The organism is Microbacterium sulfonylureivorans (assembly GCF_003999995.1).
Classification (GTDB): domain Bacteria; phylum Actinomycetota; class Actinomycetes; order Actinomycetales; family Microbacteriaceae; genus Microbacterium; species Microbacterium sulfonylureivorans.
The window spans coordinates 67,606-86,157 of the sequence record NZ_RJAD01000004.1 but is presented as its reverse complement, the minus strand read 5'-3'; the positions used below and the strand labels follow the sequence as shown (position 1 = coordinate 86,157).

At 71.5% G+C, this 18,552-nt stretch carries 22 protein-coding genes; 15 read left to right on the top strand and 7 right to left on the bottom strand.

The annotated features are described in order from the left end of the window. Positions 1 to 26 precede the first annotated feature (26 nt). From EER34_RS16245 to EER34_RS16235, 3 genes are read left to right on the top strand one after another with little or no spacing between them, the layout of a single operon-like run. On the top strand, positions 27 to 1,268 hold the full coding sequence (locus EER34_RS16245) for a glycosyltransferase (RefSeq protein WP_127476633.1): 1,242 nt from the start codon (positions 27 to 29) through the stop codon (positions 1,266 to 1,268). Continuing rightward, complete coding sequence (locus EER34_RS16240; protein WP_127476632.1) at positions 1,268 to 2,164, top strand: alpha/beta fold hydrolase; 897 nt, start codon at positions 1,268 to 1,270, stop codon at positions 2,162 to 2,164. The genes EER34_RS16245 and EER34_RS16240 overlap by 1 nt, the downstream gene beginning before the upstream one ends. 9 nt (positions 2,165 to 2,173) lie before the next feature. Beyond that, on the top strand, positions 2,174 to 2,539 hold the full coding sequence (locus tag EER34_RS16235; protein WP_127476630.1) for a bleomycin resistance protein: 366 nt from the start codon (positions 2,174 to 2,176) through the stop codon (positions 2,537 to 2,539). 3 nt (positions 2,540 to 2,542) lie between these two features. Here the strand turns inward: EER34_RS16235 and EER34_RS16230 are convergent, their stop codons facing one another. Next, the gene (locus EER34_RS16230; protein ID WP_127476629.1) at positions 2,543 to 3,574 is read right to left on the bottom strand and encodes an LLM class flavin-dependent oxidoreductase; all 1,032 of its coding nucleotides are present in this window, start codon (positions 3,572 to 3,574) and stop codon (positions 2,543 to 2,545) included. Between the two features lie 111 nt (positions 3,575 to 3,685). Between EER34_RS16230 and EER34_RS16225 the strand changes: the two genes are divergently transcribed. Continuing rightward, a complete protein-coding gene (locus tag EER34_RS16225; protein WP_127476627.1) occupies positions 3,686 to 4,177 on the top strand; it encodes a bifunctional nuclease family protein in 492 nt (163 codons plus the stop codon). A gap of 6 nt (positions 4,178 to 4,183) precedes the next feature. On the opposite strand, the gene EER34_RS16220 is transcribed toward EER34_RS16225, so the two are convergent. Beyond that, positions 4,184 to 4,984: a DUF1206 domain-containing protein gene (locus EER34_RS16220; protein WP_127476625.1), complete on the bottom strand. Its 801-nt coding sequence runs from the start codon at positions 4,982 to 4,984 to the stop codon at positions 4,184 to 4,186. An 88-nt stretch (positions 4,985 to 5,072) separates the two neighbouring features. Next, positions 5,073 to 5,963 carry a formylglycine-generating enzyme family protein gene (locus tag EER34_RS16215; protein WP_205791795.1) on the bottom strand — a complete coding sequence of 297 codons (891 nt, stop codon included), beginning with the start codon at positions 5,961 to 5,963 and terminating at the stop codon, positions 5,073 to 5,075. 111 nt (positions 5,964 to 6,074) lie between these two features. Between EER34_RS16215 and EER34_RS16210 the strand changes: the two genes are divergently transcribed. Further along, a complete protein-coding gene (locus EER34_RS16210; RefSeq protein WP_240642455.1) occupies positions 6,075 to 6,761 on the top strand; it encodes a DUF4396 domain-containing protein in 687 nt (228 codons plus the stop codon). Between the two features lie 36 nt (positions 6,762 to 6,797). Here EER34_RS16210 and EER34_RS16205 read toward each other — a convergent pair whose 3' ends face one another. Together EER34_RS16205 and EER34_RS16200 are read right to left on the bottom strand one after the other, a co-directional pair. Next, positions 6,798 to 7,190 carry a hypothetical protein gene (locus EER34_RS16205; RefSeq protein WP_127476622.1) on the bottom strand — a complete coding sequence of 131 codons (393 nt, stop codon included), beginning with the start codon at positions 7,188 to 7,190 and terminating at the stop codon, positions 6,798 to 6,800. Further along, on the bottom strand, positions 7,187 to 7,927 hold the full coding sequence (locus tag EER34_RS16200) for a CDP-alcohol phosphatidyltransferase family protein (protein ID WP_127476621.1): 741 nt from the start codon (positions 7,925 to 7,927) through the stop codon (positions 7,187 to 7,189). The genes EER34_RS16205 and EER34_RS16200 overlap by 4 nt, the downstream gene beginning before the upstream one ends. An 86-nt stretch (positions 7,928 to 8,013) precedes the next feature. Between EER34_RS16200 and EER34_RS16195 the strand changes: the two genes are divergently transcribed. From EER34_RS16195 to EER34_RS16165, 7 genes are read left to right on the top strand one after another with little or no spacing between them, the layout of a single operon-like run. Next, entirely contained in the window at positions 8,014 to 8,991 is a 978-nt protein-coding gene (locus tag EER34_RS16195; RefSeq protein ID WP_127476619.1) for a zinc-dependent alcohol dehydrogenase, read from the top strand. Continuing rightward, the gene (locus tag EER34_RS16190) at positions 8,988 to 9,383 is read left to right on the top strand and encodes a 6-pyruvoyl trahydropterin synthase family protein (RefSeq protein WP_127476618.1); all 396 of its coding nucleotides are present in this window, start codon (positions 8,988 to 8,990) and stop codon (positions 9,381 to 9,383) included. The genes EER34_RS16195 and EER34_RS16190 overlap by 4 nt, the downstream gene beginning before the upstream one ends. Further along, complete coding sequence (locus tag EER34_RS16185) at positions 9,380 to 10,417, top strand: glycosyltransferase family 4 protein (protein ID WP_127476616.1); 1,038 nt, start codon at positions 9,380 to 9,382, stop codon at positions 10,415 to 10,417. Before EER34_RS16190 ends, EER34_RS16185 begins: the two co-directional genes overlap by 4 nt. Then, positions 10,414 to 11,226 (top strand): SAM-dependent methyltransferase, encoded by an 813-nt coding sequence (locus tag EER34_RS16180; protein ID WP_127476614.1) that lies wholly within the window; start codon positions 10,414 to 10,416, stop codon positions 11,224 to 11,226. The genes EER34_RS16185 and EER34_RS16180 overlap by 4 nt, the downstream gene beginning before the upstream one ends. Further along, positions 11,223 to 12,188 carry a lysylphosphatidylglycerol synthase domain-containing protein gene (locus EER34_RS16175; protein WP_127476612.1) on the top strand — a complete coding sequence of 322 codons (966 nt, stop codon included), beginning with the start codon at positions 11,223 to 11,225 and terminating at the stop codon, positions 12,186 to 12,188. Before EER34_RS16180 ends, EER34_RS16175 begins: the two co-directional genes overlap by 4 nt. Beyond that, entirely contained in the window at positions 12,185 to 12,946 is a 762-nt protein-coding gene (locus EER34_RS16170; RefSeq protein WP_127476610.1) for a RibD family protein, read from the top strand. Before EER34_RS16175 ends, EER34_RS16170 begins: the two co-directional genes overlap by 4 nt. After that, complete coding sequence (locus EER34_RS16165; protein ID WP_127476609.1) at positions 12,930 to 14,576, top strand: alkaline phosphatase family protein; 1,647 nt, start codon at positions 12,930 to 12,932, stop codon at positions 14,574 to 14,576. The genes EER34_RS16170 and EER34_RS16165 overlap by 17 nt, the downstream gene beginning before the upstream one ends. A 32-nt stretch (positions 14,577 to 14,608) precedes the next feature. Here EER34_RS16165 and EER34_RS16160 read toward each other — a convergent pair whose 3' ends face one another. Both EER34_RS16160 and EER34_RS16155 read right to left on the bottom strand, forming a co-directional pair. Then, a complete protein-coding gene (locus tag EER34_RS16160; RefSeq protein WP_127476607.1) occupies positions 14,609 to 15,298 on the bottom strand; it encodes an aquaporin in 690 nt (229 codons plus the stop codon). Then, positions 15,295 to 15,645: an ArsR/SmtB family transcription factor gene (locus EER34_RS16155; protein WP_127476605.1), complete on the bottom strand. Its 351-nt coding sequence runs from the start codon at positions 15,643 to 15,645 to the stop codon at positions 15,295 to 15,297. The genes EER34_RS16160 and EER34_RS16155 overlap by 4 nt, the downstream gene beginning before the upstream one ends. Positions 15,646 to 15,732: 87 nt before the next feature. Between EER34_RS16155 and EER34_RS16150 the strand changes: the two genes are divergently transcribed. From EER34_RS16150 to EER34_RS16140, 3 genes are all read left to right on the top strand, one after another. Further along, complete coding sequence (locus tag EER34_RS16150) at positions 15,733 to 17,049, top strand: FAD-dependent oxidoreductase (protein WP_127476603.1); 1,317 nt, start codon at positions 15,733 to 15,735, stop codon at positions 17,047 to 17,049. 14 nt (positions 17,050 to 17,063) lie between these two features. Continuing rightward, a complete protein-coding gene (locus EER34_RS16145) occupies positions 17,064 to 17,549 on the top strand; it encodes a GNAT family N-acetyltransferase (protein WP_205791754.1) in 486 nt (161 codons plus the stop codon). A gap of 73 nt (positions 17,550 to 17,622) precedes the next feature. Further along, positions 17,623 to 18,534, top strand: a complete 912-nt coding sequence (locus tag EER34_RS16140) for a metalloregulator ArsR/SmtB family transcription factor (RefSeq protein WP_127476601.1) — start codon at positions 17,623 to 17,625, stop codon at positions 18,532 to 18,534. Positions 18,535 to 18,552 lie beyond the last annotated feature (18 nt).

Genomic DNA, 18,552 nt, shown 5'->3' with positions numbered 1-18,552 from the left:
TTTGCTGAACAGGAGGGACGCGCACCGTGGGAACACGCAACACCTGGGTCCGGGCGCAGCGGCGCCCGAAGCGCGCCCTGTTCCTGTCGTCGCCGATCGGCCTCGGCCACGCGCGTCGTGACGTCGCGATCGCGCAGGAGCTCCGCGCGCTCCACCCCGACCTGCAGATCGATTGGCTGGCGCAGCACCCCGTCACGCGCGTGCTGGCGGATGCCGGGGAGCCCGTCCACCCGGCATCCGCCCTCCTCGCGAACGAATCGGCGCACATCGAGGACGAGGCCGCCGACCACGACCTGAACGCCTTCCAGGCGATCCGCCGGATGGACGAGATCCTCGTGAGCAACTTCATGGTGTTCAACGACGTCGTCGACGAGACCTACTACGACCTCGTGATCGGCGACGAGGCGTGGGACGTCGACTACTTCCTGCATGAGAACCCCGAGCTCAAGCGCTTCGCGTTCGCGTGGCTGACGGACTTCGTGGGCTGGCTGCCGATGCCGGCGGGCGGGGATGCCGAGGCCCGCCTCGCCGCGGACTACAACGCCGAGATGCTCGAGCAGCGGGCGCGCTACCGTCGCCTCCGCGACCGCTCGATCTTCGTCGGCAACCCCGACGATGTCATCGACGACTCCTTCGGGCCCGGCCTGCCGCCTATCCGCGAGTGGACCGAGGCCCACTACGACTTCGCCGGCTACGTGACCGGGTTCTCGCCGCCGTCCGAGGAGCAGCGGGCGGCCGTCCGGGCCGGGCTCGGCGTCGGGCCCGACGAGGTGCTCTGCGTGGTGACGGTGGGCGGCTCCGGGGTGGGCGGGGCTCTGCTGCGTCGGGTGATGGATGCCGTTCCCCTCGCACGACGGCTGCTCCCGGCGCTCCGGTTCGTGGTCGTGACGGGGCCGAGGATCGACCCGGCGTCGCTGCCGCGCCGGCGCGGGGCATCCGTCCGCGGATTCGTCCCCGACCTCTACCTCGCGCTCGCCGCGTGCGACGTCGCCATCGTCCAGGGCGGACTGACGACGTGCATGGAGCTCGCCGCGGCGCGGCGGCCCTTCCTCTACGTGCCGCTCGAGAACCATTTCGAGCAGAACTTCCATGTGCGCCATCGCCTGGCGAACTACCGCGCGGGGCGCTGCGTCCGCTACGCGGAGGCGAGCGATCCCGCACGGCTGGCCGCGGTCCTCGTCGAGGAGCTGGGGCACGAGGTCGACTGCCGGCCGGTCGAGACCGACGGCGCGGCGCGCGCCGCCGCGATGCTGGCGGAGCTGCTCTGATGCGCGCGCTGGAGCCCACGATGAGCGGATTCGTCGACCGCGACGGCCTCGCCGTGCACTACGAGGTGTACGGCGAGGGCTCGCCCACCGTGTATCTGCTGATGCCGGATGTGATCGTGCAGAGCCGGGCGTGGAAGGCGCAGATCCCGTTCCTGGCCCGGCTCTTCCGGGTCGTCGTGAGCGACCCGAGGGGCAACGGGCTGAGCGACCGGCCCACATCGCCGGACCAGCTCGGCGACCGGCTGCTCCTCGACGACGAGTGGGCGGTGCTCGACGCGGTCGGGGCCGATGCCGCGGTGATCGTGGGGGTCTGCACAGGAGCCGGGCACGCGCTCATGCTCGCTGCCGAGCACCCCGAGCGCGTGCTCGGCGTGGTCGCGATCAATCCGGGGATGCTGCTGACCGAGCCTCTCGCGCACCGCATCGCGTTCGACTTCGACGAGACCCGCGATGCGTTCGACGGATGGCAGAAGCAGAACCGCCACTACTGGCGCCGGGACTGGCCGGACTTCGCCCGGTTCTTCTTCGGCGAGATGTTCCCCGAGCCGCACTCGACGAAGCAGGTCGAGGACTGCGTGGGCTGGTCGCTCGGAGCGGGAGCCGAGACGATGCTCCTCGAGCACGACTCCCCGCCCTACCTCGGCAACGCACCCGACACCGCGACCGCGGTGTGCGAGGCGGTGAGGGCGGCGGGGTGCCCCGTCCTCGTGATCACCGGATCGGAGGACCACTGCCAGAACCCGCGGCGGGGACCCATCGTGGCAGACCTCACCGGCGGCGACCTCGTCCTGCTGGAGGGTTCCGGGCATCTGCCGTCGGCCCGCGACCCGGTCAAGGTGAACCTGCTGATCCGCGACTTCGTGAGGAGGGTCGCACCGGGCCGCCGGAGGTCATAGGTTCGTGGCATGGCAGACCGAGCCGTTCCGAACCTTCCGTCGCGCGACTTCGACGTCACCGTCGCCTTCTACGGCGGGTTCGGGTTCGCCGTCTCCTATCGCGACGGCGGCTGGCTGATCCTCGCCCGCGACGGGGTCGTGCTGGAGTTCTTCCTCGCGCCGGAGCACGACCCGTACGCGAGCTGGTTCATGGCCAGTATCCGCGTGGGCGACCTCGACGGCCTCTATTCCCACGTGCGCGACAGCGGCGTCCCGGAGAAGACCGTCGGCATCCCACGCCTGATCCCGGTCGCGCTCCAGGAGTGGGGACAGCGCGCGGGCTATCTCATCGACCCCGACGGCACGCAGCTGCACCTCATCGAGGACGCCGGCTGAGCCTCAGCCCCGCGTGCCCTTCCACCCGAGGGCGGGGGCGACATGGGTCGCGAACGCCTCGACCACGCGCAGGTTGAACTCCACGCCCAGCTGGCTGGGGATCGTGAGCATGAGGGTGTCGGCGGACTGGATCGCGGCGTCGCCGAGCAGCTGCTCGACGAGCACGTCGGGCTCGGCGGCGTACGTCTTGCCGAATGTCGAGCGGATGCCGTCGATCACGCCGATCTGGTCGCCGTCCTGGCGTCCGCCGAAGTACAGGTGGTCCTCGGCTGTGACCAGCGGGAAGATCGAGCGGCTCACCGAGACCCGCGGCTCGCCCGCGTGCCCGGCGTCGCGCCAGGCGGCGCGGAAGGCGTCGATCTGCTCGGCCTGCAGGATGTCGAAGGGGCGTCCGTCGGCCGAGGTCAGCAGGGTCGACGACATGAGGTTCACCCCGATGCGTCCTGCCCACTCGGCCGAGTCCCGGTTCCCGGCGCCCCACCACACGCGTGATCGGAGACCGGGGGAGTGGGGCTCGATGCGCTGCATGCCGGTCGCTCCGGTGCCGAACGGGGACGCGGCATCCCGTTCCGCCAAGCCCTCGCCGTCGATGGCCCGCAGGAAGAGGTCGAAGTGCTCGCGGGCGATGTCGGCCCCACGGGGGTCCGACGAGCCGATGTATCCGAACGTCTCGAAACCGCGGACGACCGTCTCGGGTGAACCGCGGCTCACGCCGAGGGCGAGTCTGCCTCCCGAGATGAGGTCGACGGATGCCGCTTCCTCGGCGAGGTAGAGCGGGTTCTCGTAGCGCATGTCGATGACGCCGGTGCCGACCTCGATGCGCTCGGTCTTCGCGGCGATCGCGGCGAGCAGCGGCATGGGGGACGACTGCTGGCGCGCGAAGTGGTGCACGCGGAAGTACGCTCCGTCGACGCCGAGGTCGTCCATGCCCTGCGCGAGGTCGATGGCCTGCAGCATCGAGTCACCCGCGGTGAGCTGACGGCCGCCGCCGAGGGGGCCGTAGTGTCCGAACGAGAGGGTTCCGAAGCGCTGCATACCTGTGGGCAACGGTAGCGGTGCCGCATCCATTCCGGTGAATGGGCTGTGGCCCCGTGGACCGCCGGCGGCTCCGCGTGCCTACGATGGCAGGGAGGGGAGCGAGGGCTGATGGTTCAGGTTCGTGTGGCGGGCGTCGCGCTCGACGCCTCGGGGCAGCATGTGGTGCTGCTGAAGCCCATCGACGAGATCCCCGGCGACGGACAGGTGCTCCCGATCTGGATCGGGCAGCTCGAGGCGACGTCGATCCTGGTCGCGGTCGAGAAGGCGCCCGTCCCGCGGCCCCTCGCGCACGACCTCATGCGCGAACTGATCTCCGCACTCGGCGCCGAGGTCACCCGCGTCGAGGTCACCCGCATCGACGACGGCACGTTCTACGCCGAGATCACCATGGCGACGGCCCTCGGCGATCGCGTCGTCGACGCGAGACCGTCGGATGCCGTGGCCCTCGCCACACGCGTCGGGGCGGGCATCTGGGTGGCCGACGCGGTGATGGCGGAGGCGGGGGTGCCGGACGTCCTCACCGAGACCGACGCCGCAGAGAAGCTGGACGAATTCAAGCGGTTCCTCGACGACGTCGAGCCCGAGGACTTCGAGGGCTGACCGGAGTCACATCCGGGCGTACCGCGCCCGTGCGAAGCAGAACAGCCCGTAGATCACGAGTCCCGCCCCGACGACCCAGAGCACGAAGGTGCCCAGCGGCAGCTCGGCCAGCGTGTGGAGCGCGGCGTCCAGTCCGCCGGCGGCCTCGGCGTCATGCGTGAACGCGGCGACGACGAACAGGACCCCGGCGACGGAGATGGCGATCCCCTTGGCGACGTAGCCGACCACGCCGAAGGTGACGATGCCCTTGCGGGCCGCGCCGCTCGGCAGATCCAGGTGCTTCTCGAACGCCCGCGTGAACCCCCGCACGATGAACGCCACGCCGATCGCGACGACGACGACGCCGACAGCGGCGAGGAGGAAGACACCCGCCGGCGTCGACAGCAGGGTCGCGCTGAAGGTCTGCGACGACTCCGACGAATCCGACTGCCCCCCGAGGGCGTAGACGACGGCCGTGAACGCGATCGCGAGGTAGGCGACGGCCGTTCCGATGTACTTGACGCGGTAGCCCCACTTCTTCTTGGTGTCGGGGTTGCGCTCGAGGAACGCCTCCGCGATCTGCCAGATCGCGAGGGCGAGCAGTCCGAGGCCGATGACCCAGAGCAGGATGACTCCCGCGGGCGTCGAGCGGATCTGCTCCATCGCACCGCCCTGATCGGCCTCCCCGCCACCGCCGGTCGCGATCGAGATCGCGATTCCTCCGATGACGGCGTGGACGATGCCGAGCACGACGAATCCGATGCGTGCGATCGTGCGGAAGACGGTGGAATCGTGCGCCGCGCGAGCCGCGGCCTTCGGGGTGGTCACCGCCGAAGCGTATCCTCCGGGCAACCGCTCGACATGGGGGTTGACGGCGGGGCTCCGAGCGGGTTCCGCGTCGCCCGACGCGCCGTCTCTAGGCGTCGACGGCGCACCGGAAGCCGATGTGCGACATCCCGGTGTCCTCCGCCTGCGGGGAGCGCGCGGCGGGGCGGAATCGGAGGCAGTAGTCGGGCGAGCACAGGTGGGATCCGCCCTTGAGGACGCGGCGCGGTGTCGTGGAGCCGTCCTCGGCGCTCGCGGTGGCGAGCAGGTTCTGCCGCCTGCCGGGGTCGACGGGCCGGTCGGTCAGCCGCAGGTGCCGCGGCGTGTAGAAGTCGGACGTCCACTCCCACACGTTGCCGGTCATGTCGTACAGCCCGAAGCCGTTGGGCGGGTAGGACCCGACGGGCGCGGCATCCCCCACGCCCTTGTTCTCGAAGGGGAACCGGCCCAGCCACGAGTTCGCCAGCGGCCGGCCGTCGGGGTACGGCTCGGAGCCCCACGCGAACCGCGCCCCGTCGAGCCCTCCGCGGGCGGCGTACTCGTGCTCGGCCTCGGTCGGGAGCCGCTTGCCGGCCCATTCGGCATAGGTCGCCGCATCCTCGAACGCGATATGGACGACGGGATGCCTCATCCGCTCGACGATGGACGACTCGGGGCCGAGTGGCTGACGCCAGTACGCGCCGGGCTGCCACCGCCACCAGCTGCGCCAGTCGCGCAGGTCGACGGGGCCCGCCGTCGGAGTGAACACCATCGATCCCGGCACGAGGTCGACGGGGTCGGCCCCGGGGAAGTCGGCCGGGTCGAGTGCGCGCTCCGCGACCGTGACGTAGCCGGTTTCGTCGACGAACCGGGCGTAGTCCTCGTTCGTCACCTCGAACCGATCGATCCGGAACGACGGCACCGAGCGGAGGTGCACGGGGGCCTCGTCCGCGTAGAACTCGTCCGAGCCCATGCGGAAGTCGCCGCCCGCGATGAGCACCATGTCGTCCATCGGACCACCGTACCGATCAGGTATCCGGGCAACGACCCGCAGAGTACCCCCATGGGGTATCGTTTGCATCCTGCGAGAGCTCGGACACGGAGGTGCGTCTCGATGACCATGGACCACGGACATGCAGGTCACCACGCCGGCGACGAGGGGGCGGCGCCGCACCCGCACGCGCACGCAGCGGCATCCCCTCGCGGCCTGAACCGGATGGCGGTGAGCGCGACGCTGCACTGCCTCACCGGCTGCGCGATCGGCGAGATCCTGGGCCTCATCATCGGAACGGCCGTCGGGCTGTCGACCGGCTGGACCGTCGTCCTCGCGGTCGCCCTCGCCTTCCTGTTCGGCTACGCGCTCTCCACGCTGCCGCTGCTGCGCTCGGGAGTGGCCCTGGGCACCGCGCTGAGCGTGGTCCTGGCGGCCGACACTCTGTCGATCGCGACGATGGAGGTCGTCGACAATGCCGTGATGGCCCTGATTCCAGGTGCGATGGATGCCGGTCTCGTCAACGTCGTGTTCTGGATCGGCATGCTGATCGCACTCACGGCGGCGTTCTTCGCCGCGTACCCCGTCAACCGGGCCCTTCTCAAGCGGGGGAAGGGCCACGCCCTCACCCACGAGTACCACAGCACCGCCGCACCGACGGGGGCGCGCCGGTTCATCCCGAACCTCTCGTCCGGGCTGCTCGTCGGGATCATCGTGAGCTTCATGCTCGGCGGGCTTCTGGTGGCCACCGCTGCGACGCTGGAGGGCGCGGGCACCGACCCGCATGCCGCGGCGGCGACCCTCGACTGAATCGGGTTCGCGACCCGTCGCGTGCGCGGGGGAACGTCAGGCGCGCGGCGCGCGGAACACCGCGACGGTCGTGACGGCGAGCACCAGGATTCCGATCGACTCGACGACCACCGTCTCGGGCACGAGCATGAAGTCCCAGGTCTCGGTGATCCCGAACAGCCCGACGGTCAGTGCGAGCACGAGCGCCAGCAGAGTGGCGATCAGGAACAGCAGGCTCAGCACGGTCGCCGCCTGCAGGAGCCTGCCTCGCAGTGCGACCATCGCGATCGCCAGCACGAGTCCCGCGACCGCGTTCAGGACGAACAGCACGCCGAGGATCCCGCCGACCCCGTTGAAGACCAGGTACAGGTGGATTCCGCCCGCGGCGAGGAGGAAGACGGCGCTGAGTATGCGGAGCACCCACAGGCCCCGCTGAGTTCTTGCGGTCATCGGTCCGCTCCATTCCTTCGGTGACCCGCTTCGACGCGGGTGGTCTCGACACGCCGCCGGGCGGCGAGCCAGAGCACGTCCCTCCCGAACGACTCCAGCAGCAGTGCGAGCGCGATCAGGGCCGCGCCCGTGCAGGCCCACGCGGGCGGGATCCCGGATGCCGCGACGACCAGCGCGATCCCGGCGACGGCGGTGACCACCTTGCGCCAGTAGCGCGGCGGCAGCGGCGCCCGCATCCATGGCACGAGCCATCCCCCGACGACGAACGCGTAGCGCAGCATCCCGATCGCGAGCACCCACGCACCCAGCGCGGGCGCGACGTACGCGCTGAGCGCGAGGAGGAGGAAGGCATCCACCTCCATGTCGAACCGGGCGCCGAGCGCGCTCTCGGTGCGCGTGCGTCGAGCGAGCCACCCGTCCACCGCGTCGAGCACCAGTGCGATGCTCGCGAGCACGATCAGGAGCGCCACCGACACGGATGAGGAGAACGACGTCGCGACGAGAGCGGTGACGAGGGCCACGAGCGTCGACCGCGCGGCCGTGGCCGCGTTGCCCCAGCCGAACGCGGTCATCCCGCTGCGGCGCAACCCCCTGGCGAGCAGTCCGTTCGACACGACAAGGTAGAGGAGTCCGGCGGTCCATCCGGCCGCGGAGAGCGGGGAGACGCTGTCGACCGCGAACAGGCCGAGCAGCCCCGCCGCGATCGACGAGAGCGGAGCGAGATGAACTTTCGGCATGGCGAGCTCCGTTTCTCCGTCATGGATACCACTGGGTACACGTTCCCGGAGAGGGTCCCGGTTCAATCCGTCGGGCGCGCCGGTCGATGATGGGCACGGCGTACTGGGTGGAGGCCGCGGGCCGCGGGGCGCTTCGGGAGGCCCCGGTGCCGGTGCCGGGTGAGGGCGAGGTGCTGGTCCGGACGCTCTGGACCGGCATCAGCCGGGGCACCGAGTCGATCGTGCTCCGGGGCGAGGTGCCGCTGGGCGAGGCAGAGCGAATGCGGGCCCCGTTCCAGGAGGGCGACTTCCCCGCGCCCGTGAAGTACGGGTACCTGAACGTCGGCGTGGTCGAGCAGGGGCCTACCGGGCTCGTCGGGCAGACCGTGTTCACGCTGTTTCCGCATCAGTCCGCCTTCGTCGTCCCCTCCTCCGCCGTCGCGGTCGTCCCCGGCGGGGTTCCCGCGCGGCGTGCGGTGCTCGCGGGTGCGGTCGAGACGGCGGTGAACATCCTGTGGGATGCCTCACCCCTCGTGGGCGATCGGATCACCGTGGTCGGCGCGGGGATGATCGGGTGCGCCGTCGCCCGGCTGGCACGCGGCATTCCGGGGGTCGAGGTCGTCGTCGTCGATGTCGACCGGGCGAAGGCGGACGTGTGCGAGCGCCTCGGCGTGGCCTACGCCCACCCGGACGACGCTCCGCGGGATCGCGACATCGTGATCGACACGAGCGCGTCCGGCGACGGCCTGCAGGTCGCCATAGACAGCGCGGCGACCGAGGGCGAGATCGTCGAGGCCAGCTGGTTCGGGGATCGCGCCGCGACGGTCCGGCTGGGCGGTGCCTTCCATTCCCGGCGCCTGACGATCCGCTCGAGCCAGGTCGGAACGGTCGCGCCGCGCCGCCGCGGGAGTCGCTCGACGGGCGACCGGCTCGCCCTCGCCCTGGAGCTGCTGCAGGACCCCGCGTTCGACCATCTGCTCACGGGCGACACGTCGTGGCGAGAACTGCCCGACGTCATGGCGGGCATCGCCGCGGGGACGTCGCCCGGTCTGTGCCACACGATCGACTGGAGGGACTCGGAATGACGTACTCCGTCACCGTTCGCGACCACATGATGATCGCCCACAGCCTCGCCGGTGAGGCGTTCGGTCCGGCGCAGCGTCTGCACGGCGCGACGTACGTCGTGGACGCCACCTTCCGCGCCCCCGCTCTCGACGCCGACGGCGTCGTGGTCGACATCGGTCGTGCGGCGGACGCGCTGCACGGCATCCTGGCGGCGCTGTCGTACCGCAACCTCGACGAAGAGCCGGAGTTCGCCGGCGTGAACACGACGACCGAGCGCCTCTGCAGCGTCATCGCCGAGCGCCTCGTCCTCGCAGTGCGCACGGACGGGCTCGGCGGTGGGGGTGTGTCCGGCATCGTCGTCACTATGCGCGAGTCGCACATCGCGTGGGCCTCGTTCGAGGTGGAGCTGTGATCGCACCCGAGTCGGTCGTCTGGTTCGTCGTGCCCGAGGGGTTCGACGATCCCGAGCGCGTGAGCGGAGGCAGCGTCTACGACCAGCGGGTGGGCGCGGAGCTGCGCCGGATCGGCTGGGACGTGCGGACGGTCGAGACGCCAGCCGGGGACGCCGGCGGAGATCCGTTCGAGCGCGTCCCCGACGGCGGTCTCGTCCTGGTCGACGGTCTCGTCGCGATCTGCGCGCCGGACGCGATCGAGGCCGCCGCCTGCCGGGTGCGCGTCGTCGCGCTCGTGCACATGGCCGCTGCGGCATTCGCCGACGTCGACGACGGGACAGTCGAGGGCGAGCGGAGGGCGCTCCCTCATGCACACCGTGTCATCGTCGCCAGCGAGTGGCTCAAGGACGAGCTCGTCCGGCGGGGGCTCAGCACGCCCGGGCGCCTCGTGGTGGCGCGGCCGGGTTCGGACGCGGCGGTGTCGGCGGCGGAGGGCACCTCTTCCGGAGCGTCGCTGCTGTGCGTGGGGGTCGTCGCCCCGCACAAGGGTCAGGACACGCTCGTCGAGGCGCTCGCGGAGCTGGGCTCGCAGACGGAATGGACGTGCACGTTCGCCGGGTCGGTCACGAGCGAGCACGACTTCGCAGCGCGGGTCGCCGCCCAGGCGGCCGAGGCCGGAATCTCGGAGCGGATCACGTGGGCGGGGGTGCTGAGCGCGCACGAGCTCGACGCCGCGTACGCCGGCGCCGACGTGCTGATCGCGCCGTCGCGGACGGAGAGCTATGGGATCGCCGTCGGCGACGCGCTCCGGCGCGGCATCCCGGTGATCGCCAGCCGCGTCGGAGGCATCCCCGAGGCCGCGCACCCGCCTGACGCAGCCATTCTGGTGCCACCGCAGGACCGGCGTGCGCTCGGAGACGCGCTGCGGCGATGGATCGAGGACCCCGCGCTCCGCGCGACGATGTCGACCGCGGCGAGGCGCGCCGCCCCGAGCCGGACGCGCTGGACCGACACGGCCCGCACGATCCACACGGCGCTCGCGGGGCTGTCGTGAGCACGGTGATCCCGGTGTCGGCCGACTGGCTCACCCTGCGGGAGAGCGCGGACGCCGACTCGCGTTCGCGCCTGCTCGCCCTGCGTGCGGGAAGGATGCTGCGTCCACCCCTCGTCGTGCACGATCTCGGCAGCGGAACGGGGTCGATGGTGCGCTGGTGCGCGCCGTTGCTTCCGGGACCTCAGACGTGGGTGCTGCACGACTGGAACGAGGCGCTCCTCGACCACGCGGCGAGGGCGTCTGCTCGCGATCGCGACGGTGCGACAGTCACGATGCGCACCCGGATCGGCGAACTCGGAGACCTCCGGGAGAACGATCTCGTCGGAGCGTCGCTGGTCACGGCTTCGGCGCTGCTCGACGTGCTCACCGCCGGGGAGGTGGGAGCGATCGTGGCCGCCTGCCTCGCCGCCGCAGCGCCCGTCCTGCTCGCGCTCTCGGTGACGGGGCGCGTGACGATAGACCCCGTCGACGCGGGCGACCGGGTCTTCGAGGCGGCCTTCAACGACCACCAACGGCGAACGGGCGGCGATCGGACCCTGCTCGGGCCGGATGCCGCTCCCGCGGTGGCCGAGCTCTTCCGTTCCGCGGGCTGGTCGGTGCGCGTCGACGAGTCGTCGTGGCGACTGGATGCCCGCTCCCGCGCGCTCATCGAGGAGTGGATCGACGGATGGCTCGGCGCCGGCGTCGCGCAGCGGCCGGCGCTCGGGGAGTGGGCGACGGAGTACGCGCGGGCGCGCTCCGCGCAGATCGCGGCCGACGGGCTGCGAGTCGTCGTGCACCACGTCGACCTGCTCGCGTGGCCGCCATGAGCGCGGTGATCGCTCGGCTCCGGCGCGGCGGGACCGCGCCGCGGTGGCAGCCGTGGGTCCGCGCGGCCGTGGGTGCCGGCATCCTCGTCTCGATCGTGGCGGCCGCGGGCGCCGAGCCCTTCGTCCGCGGATTCATGTCGGTGTCACCACCGGCTGTCGCCGCCGCGATGCTCCTCGCCGCGGCAGCCACCGTCGCGGCGTCCTGGCGGTGGCGCATCCTCGCAGGGCGCCTCGGCCTGCGGCTGGGCTGGGGGGAGTCCGTCGCCGCCTACTATCGCTCGCAGTTCCTCAACTCCGTGCTGCCGGGCGGCGTGGTCGGCGACGTGGACCGCGCGGTGGCGCACGGGCGCAGCGTCGACCAGGTGGCACACGCCGCACGCGCCGTCGCGGTCGAGCGCGCATCGGGGCAGGCGGTCCAGTTCGTGCTCGCGATCGCCCTGGTGGTGTCGATCGGAATCTCGGCCTACGCTCCGGTCATGGCACTGCTGCTCGTGTCGTTCGCCGTCGTCGTCGTGACGGTGGCGATCTCCGCGGCGAGCCCCCGGGTGCGAGTGGTGCTCGTTCGCGAGGCATCCATCCTCCGCACCGCGTTCGGCTCCGTCGGGACGGTCCTGGGCGTGGCCGCGGCATCCGCGGTGGTGGTCACCGCTCACATCGCGACCTTCCTTGTCGCCTGTGCCGCCGTGGGGGTCGCCGCGTCGCCGGAGCAGGTGACGGTCGCCGCGATCGTCCCCGTGCTCGCGTCTTCCATCCCGCTGAGCATCGGCGGCTGGGGGCCGCGCGAGGGAGCAGCCGCGTGGGCCTTCGGCGCCGTGGGGCTGGGTGCTGCGGCCGGGATCACGGCCGCGACCGCCTATGGCGTGCTGGCGATGATCGCGGTCGCGCCCGGTGCCGTCGTCGTGACCGTCTCGCTGCTGCGCCGCCGCGCGACGGCCGGAGTCGCCGGGCGGGCCGCACCATGATCCGGCCGTATGTGACGCTCAGCTGCGCGATGTCGATCGACGGGTATCTCGACAGCGAGGCGCCGCGGCGCCTGGCGATGTCCAACGCCGAGGACTTCGATCGTGTCGACCGGCTCCGCGCCGACAGCGACGCGATCATGGTCGGCGCGTCGACCGTGCGGCGGGACGATCCCCGTCTGCTGGTGCGCAGCGCGGATCGCCGGCGGCAGCGCGTCGCCGACGGCCGGACCATATCGCCGTGGAAGGTCACCGTCACGGCGAGCGGCGACCTTCCGGTGGACTCGTCGTTCTTCACCGCCGGCGACGTGGACAAGATCGTCTACTGCCCGCGCGCAGAGGGGCCACGGATCGCCCAGCTCCTCGGCGCACGCGCGACGGTGGTCGCCCTTCGCGATCAGGTGACGATGCGCGACGTGGCGCACGACCTCGCCGGACGCGGCGTGCGAAGACTCATGGTCGAGGGCGGGGGAAGGCTGCACACCCAGTTCCTCCGCGAGGACATCGCGGACGAGCTGCAGCTCGTGATCGCGCCCTTCTTCGTCGGGGAATCCCAGGCGCCGAGGTTCGTCGAGCCGGGGGCTTTCCCGTGGACGGCGTCGCGGCGGGCGCGGCTGGCCGACACCCGGCGGATCGGCGACGTGGTCCTGCTGCGCTACGCGCTCTCCGACCGCTTCGGGGCGGAAGGGTCGTTCGCCGCCGTCGCCGCCGGGGCCGACGGCGCCGCCCGGGTGGGCGCGGACCGTGACCGGACAGCGTGAGACCCCGTCCGACGGCCGCGACGGCCCGCGCGGCGCGGGGCTGCTCACGGTGCTCGCGTGCGCGACGCTTCTCGTGGCGCCCCTCGTTCCGGGCGCGCTGAGCAGCGGCACGCCGAGCGCCCTCCTGGGTCTCCCCGTCGAGTCCCTCGTCGTCCTGACCGTCCTCCTCACGGTCGTGCGGCCTCCGCTCCGGGCGCTCGCTGCGGTCCTCTTCGCCACAGCGGTGGTCGTCGCCATCGTCGCCGCCTCCCTCGACCTGGGGTTCCGCGCGACGATCGACCGTCCGTTCAGCGTCGCCGAAGACGGCGGCGCACTCGTCGACGCCTTCGGCGTCGCGGAGGACGCACTCGGCCGACTCGGTGCGACCTCTGCCCTGCTCCTCGTCGGCGTGCTCGCCGCGACGACGGGCGCGATGGTCGGCCTCGCGGCATTGCGCGTCGGGCGGGTGGCCGCGGGCGAGGAGCGACGCGGCCGGGCGATCGTCGGCGCGCTCGCGGCCGTCTGGATCGTGGGCGCGCTCGCCGGCGCTCAGCTCGTGCCCGGCGCGCCGGTCGCGGCATCCCGGACCGCCGACACGCTCGTGGAGACATCGTCGCGCGCCGTGTCCAGCGTGCGGGAGCAGGAGGCCTTCGAACGCGCGCTGGCGTCGGATCCGCTGGACGACCGGGCTCCTGCGGAATTGATGACCGCGCTCGCGGGCAAGGACGTCGTCGTCGCGTTCGTGGAGAGCTACGGCCGCGTGGCCGTGGACCCCACGCCGTTCACCGCCGTCGTCGCGCGTGCGCTCGACGACGGCGCGTCCACCCTGGCGCGCCGCGGCTACTCGGCGCGGAGCGCGTTCCTCTCGTCGCCCACCTTCGGGGGTGTGAGCTGGTTCGCGCATGCGACCCTGCAGACCGGCGTGTGGGTGGACTCGCCTCGCAAGTACGACCGGCTCCTCTCGCGCGACCGCACGACGCTCACGGGGATCTTCGAGGCGGCGGGGTGGCGCACCATGGCGGTCGTGCCGTCGAACGAGCGCGGCTGGGAGGAAGGGGAGTCGTTCTACGGATTCGACACGGTCCTCGACGCCCGCAGCATGGGGTATCGAGGCCCCGCGTTCGGCTACGCGCGGATGCCCGACCAGTTCACGTGGAAGGTCTTCCATGACCATGCCGTCGTCGACGACTCCCGTCCGGTGATGGCCGAGATCGACTTCGTCTCGTCGCACACCCCGTGGACGCCGCTGCCGCGGATGGTCCCGTGGCGCGATCTCGGCGACGGATCGGTGTTCGAGTCGCATGCTGCCGAGGACGAGTCGGCGGTCGCGGCGTGGGCCGATCCCGAGCGCGTGCGCGAGCTGTACGCGGAATCGGTGGCGTACTCGCTCGCGACGATGTTCTCGTACCTCGAGACGTTCGACCAGCACGACCTGGTGCTGATCGTGCTCGGCGATCATCAGCCCGCCCGGATCGTGAGCGGCCCCGATGCCGACCATGACGTGCCGATCACGATCATCGCGCAGGACTCCGCTGTGCTCGACGCGATCGAGGCGTGGGACTGGGAGGAGGGCGTCCATCCGTCGGACGCTGCGCCCGTGTGGCGGATGGACGACTTCCGCGACCGCTTCGTCGACGCCTTCAGTCGCTGAGCCGTGGCACCCGGCAGGGCGGCGTGCTGCCTTCAGCCGCGTGCGTGGGCCGGCTCGGGCGCCGCGACGGGGAAGAGCAGGCGCACCGCGGCGAAGCCGAGTGCGGCGCCCGCGAGCTGCGCGCCGATGAACGGCAGCACGGATATGGGGGAGATACCGGCGAAGGTGTCGGTGAACATGCGCCCGATCGTGATCGCCGGGTTGGCGAAGCTCGTGGAGGAGGTGAAGAAGTACGCCGCGCCGATGTATGCGCCGACGGCGGGTGCGGCGAGGTGCGAGCGCCCGGTGCGGACCAGGGCGAAGATGACGAGGATGAGGCCCGCGGTCGCGACGACCTCGGAGATCAGCAGGGGCCACGCCGACCGATCGGTCGTGCTCCAGGCGACGGCGGGTGCGGCGAACATGACGTTGGCGAGGATCGCGCCGGCGATGCAGCCGAGGATCTGCGCGGGCAGGTAGACCACCGCCGTCGACCACGTCCGGCGGTGCAGCGTGATGTCGACGAGGGTCACCACGGGGTTGAAATGGGCGCCGGAGACGGTGGCGAACACCAGGATGAGGACGGTGAGCCCGAGGGCGGTGGCGAACGCGTTCTCGAAGAGCTGCAGACCGACGTCGCCGGGAGAGAGGCGCTGCGCGGCGATGCCGGATCCGACGACGACCGCGGCGAGTCCTGCGCTGCCGAGGAATTCTCCCGCGGCGGCGCGTGCGGTGCGGCTCACGAGGCGACGAGAAGCTTCGAGACGCGGTCGAGCGCGCCGGGAACCAGTGTGAAGTACGCCCACGTGCCGCGCTTGCTGCGGGTGAGGAAGCCGGCGGCGGTCAGGATCTTGAGGTGATGCGACACCGTGGGCTGGCTCAGACCGACCGGCTCGATCAGATCGCAGACGCAGGCCTCGGAGTCCTCCGACGCCGCCACGATGGACAGCAGTCGCAGCCTCGTGGGGTCGGCGAGGGCCTTCATCGTCGTGGCCAGCTGGTCGGCCTCGGCGGCGGTCAGCGGCTCGCGCACGAGCGGTGCGCAGCACGCTCCGGCGGTAACGTCGGTGACGTCGACGATCGTGGTCATATATCGAGACTAGTCGATATTGACAGACGTCGATAGATCTGTGCAGAATCAGGTATCGAAGTTCATCGATATCCGTAGGAGGATGCTGTGACCCTGCTCGACCTGACACCGCGCGCCGTCGACGCCGACCGGGTGTCGACCCTTCCCGTCGCGATCATCGGCGCCGGACCGATCGGCCTGGCGGCGGCGGCGAATCTCGTCGAACGAGGCATCGACTTCGTCGTGTACGAAGCCGGTGACGAGGTCGCTGCGAGCGTGCGGGCGTGGGGGCACACCAGGCTGTTCTCGCCGTGGAGGCATCTCGTCGATCCGGCGTCGCGCCGGCTGCTCGAGGAGAGCGGCTGGGAGCTGCCCGACCCGGAGCGCGCCCCGACGGGGACGGAGCTCGTCGAGAAGTACGTGGCGCCCCTCGCCGAGGTCGACGCGATCGCCTCCCGCGTCCGGCTCGGGGTCGAGGTTCTCGGAGTCTCGCGGGAGGGCATGGATCGCACCCGCACCCGGGCGCGCGCGGCGACGCCCTTCGCGGTACGCATCCGCACCCGCGACGGAGAGGTCGAAGACGTTCCGGCTCGTGCCGTGATCGACGCCTCGGGCACCTACCTCTCGCCCAACTCGCTGTCCTCGAGCGGTCTCGAGCTGCTCGGCATGTCCGACATCGCCGACGCGGTCACCGCGGCGCTGCCCGACGTCCTCGGCCGCGATCGCGCGATGTTCGCGGGTCGCCACACGACCGTCGTCGGCGCAGGCCACTCGGCCGCCAATACGCTGCTCGCGCTGGCCGAGCTGGCCCGTCAGGAGCCCGCGACCCGCGTCACCTGGCTGATCCGCAACGCCCAGGCCGTCCGGGTGTCCTCCAGCGCGGACGACGAGCTCGCCGATCGCGCGCGACTCGGCAGCCGGGTGGACCGGGCCGTCGCCGACGGCCGGATCACGGTTCTCGACGGCTTCGAGATCATCCGCGGCCGTCGAGCGGCCGACGGCGTCGAGCTGGTCGGACACCGCCGCGGCGAGGTCGTCGCGCACCGCACCGATGTCGTCGTCAACGCGACCGGATTCCGGCCGAACCTCGAGATCCTGCGCGAGATCCGGCTCGAACTCGACGACATCGTCGAGGCGCCCAGACGCCTCGCGCCCCTCATCGATCCGAACGTCCACTCCTGCGGCACGGTCGAGCCGCACGGCTTCCGCGAGCTCACCCACCCGGAGCAGGGGTTCTTCATCGTCGGCATGAAGTCCTACGGCCGTGCCCCGACGTTCCTTCTCGCGACCGGATACGAGCAGGTCCGCTCGGTCACTGCCTGGCTCGCGGGTGACACCGCCTCCGCGGCGAACGTCGAGCTCGTGCTGCCGGCGACGGGCGTGTGCTCGACGGACATCGGCGACGGAGGCGGCTGCTGCTCGTGATCCGGCTTCGTGAGATGACCCCCGCCGACTGGCCGGCCGTCGAGAAGATCTACGCACAGGGCATCTCGGACGGAGAGGCGACGTTCGAGGTGGCCACTCCGTCCTGGGAGGCCTTCGACGCAGGAAAGCTCCCGCAGATGCGCATCGTCGCGGTGGACGGAGGCGATGCGGTCGTCGGCTGGGTCGCGGCATCCGCCGTCTCGTCCCGCCCCGCCTATCGCGGCGTGGTCGAGCACTCGGTCTACATCGATCGCGCCGCTCGCGGGCAGGGCATCGGCCGACTGCTCCTGGACGCCTTCATCGGGGCCGCCGACACGGCGGGCGTGTGGACGATCCAGTCCAGCATCTTCCCCGACAACACCGCCAGTCTGAGACTTCATGAAGCGGCCGGGTTCCGCGTCGTGGGTCATCGGGAGCGGATCGCCCGCGCAGCGGTCGGTCCGCACGCGGGGGAGTGGCGCGACACGATCCTGATCGAACGCCGGTCCGCGGACGGCTGATCCGCAGGGCGAGCGAAGCCTCGCCCTGCAGATCGCCGAGCCGGTGAGCCGTGCAGAAGATAGGCTGTCGTCTATGAATCGGCCCGCGGATGCCGGCGACCTCACGACGCTCGCGGATCCCACACGCGCACGGATTCTCCGCCTCATTCGGGACTCTCCTGATGGCCGCGCTCTCGTAGGGCGGCTTGCCGAGGCTCTCGACCTGCGGCAGCCCACCGTGAGCCATCACATGAAGGCGCTCCACGAGGACGGTGTCGTCGTGCGAGAGCCGGCGGGCCGGCGCGTCTGGTACTCCATCGCGCCGGATCACGCCGAGCGCGTCGACGCCCTGCTGGGCGACGGGAGGCGCAGTGCCGCCGAGCCCGACCTGCAGCGGATCACCGCCGACCTGGCTGTCCGCTTCCGTGGGGTGTTCAGCCCCGAGACCATCCGGGCAACGGTGGTCGAGAGCCATGGACTGCTCGCGCGCGGTTCGCGGTCTCCGATGCTGGCGAGCCGCTCGGCCGCGTTCGCCGCGACGCGGCTCGAGGCGCTGAGCAAGGCGAGGTTCGCGACGTCCGACGTTCCGACGGTGCTCTTCGTGTGCGTGCAGAATGCGGGGAGGTCGCAGCTCGCCGCGGGGATCCTTCGTCAGCTGGCGGGCGAGAGGGTGGTCGTCCGCACGGCCGGCTCCGGTCCGGCCGCGGAGGTCCGTCCCGCTGTGATCGCCGCGCTCGATGAGATCGGCGTCCCGCTGGGCGGCGAGTTCCCGAAGCCGCTGACGGACGAGGCCGTGCGCGCCGCGGACGTGGTGGTCACCATGGGCTGCGGCGACGCGTGTCCGATCTACCCTGGCCGACGCTATCTGGATTGGGATCTCGAGGATCCCGTCGGCAAGCCCCTGGAGCAGGTGCGCGTGATCCGCGACGACATCGAAGCCCGTGTCCGTGAGCTGCTCGCTGACCTGGTGCCCGAGAGTTCACCTCCCGTTTCCCCAGATAAATAGATGAAGGTCTATGCTTTC

Coding starts and splice junctions, on each gene's coding strand:
- EER34_RS16240 (WP_127476632.1), top strand. CDS start 1,268: ATGCGCGCGCTGGAGCCCACGATGAGCGGATTCGTCGACCGCGACGGC.
- EER34_RS16235 (WP_127476630.1), top strand. CDS start 2,174: ATGGCAGACCGAGCCGTTCCGAACCTTCCGTCGCGCGACTTCGACGTC.
- EER34_RS16230 (WP_127476629.1), bottom strand. CDS start 3,574: ATGCAGCGCTTCGGAACCCTCTCGTTCGGACACTACGGCCCCCTCGGC.
- EER34_RS16225 (WP_127476627.1), top strand. CDS start 3,686: ATGGTTCAGGTTCGTGTGGCGGGCGTCGCGCTCGACGCCTCGGGGCAG.
- EER34_RS16215 (WP_205791795.1), bottom strand. CDS start 5,963: ATGGTGCTCATCGCGGGCGGCGACTTCCGCATGGGCTCGGACGAGTTC.
- EER34_RS16210 (WP_240642455.1), top strand. CDS start 6,075: ATGACCATGGACCACGGACATGCAGGTCACCACGCCGGCGACGAGGGG.
- EER34_RS16205 (WP_127476622.1), bottom strand. CDS start 7,190: ATGACCGCAAGAACTCAGCGGGGCCTGTGGGTGCTCCGCATACTCAGC.
- EER34_RS16200 (WP_127476621.1), bottom strand. CDS start 7,927: ATGCCGAAAGTTCATCTCGCTCCGCTCTCGTCGATCGCGGCGGGGCTG.
- EER34_RS16195 (WP_127476619.1), top strand. CDS start 8,014: ATGATGGGCACGGCGTACTGGGTGGAGGCCGCGGGCCGCGGGGCGCTT.
- EER34_RS16190 (WP_127476618.1), top strand. CDS start 8,988: ATGACGTACTCCGTCACCGTTCGCGACCACATGATGATCGCCCACAGC.
- EER34_RS16175 (WP_127476612.1), top strand. CDS start 11,223: ATGAGCGCGGTGATCGCTCGGCTCCGGCGCGGCGGGACCGCGCCGCGG.
- EER34_RS16170 (WP_127476610.1), top strand. CDS start 12,185: ATGATCCGGCCGTATGTGACGCTCAGCTGCGCGATGTCGATCGACGGG.
- EER34_RS16155 (WP_127476605.1), bottom strand. CDS start 15,645: ATGACCACGATCGTCGACGTCACCGACGTTACCGCCGGAGCGTGCTGC.
- EER34_RS16145 (WP_205791754.1), top strand. CDS start 17,064: ATGACCCCCGCCGACTGGCCGGCCGTCGAGAAGATCTACGCACAGGGC.
- EER34_RS16140 (WP_127476601.1), top strand. CDS start 17,623: ATGAATCGGCCCGCGGATGCCGGCGACCTCACGACGCTCGCGGATCCC.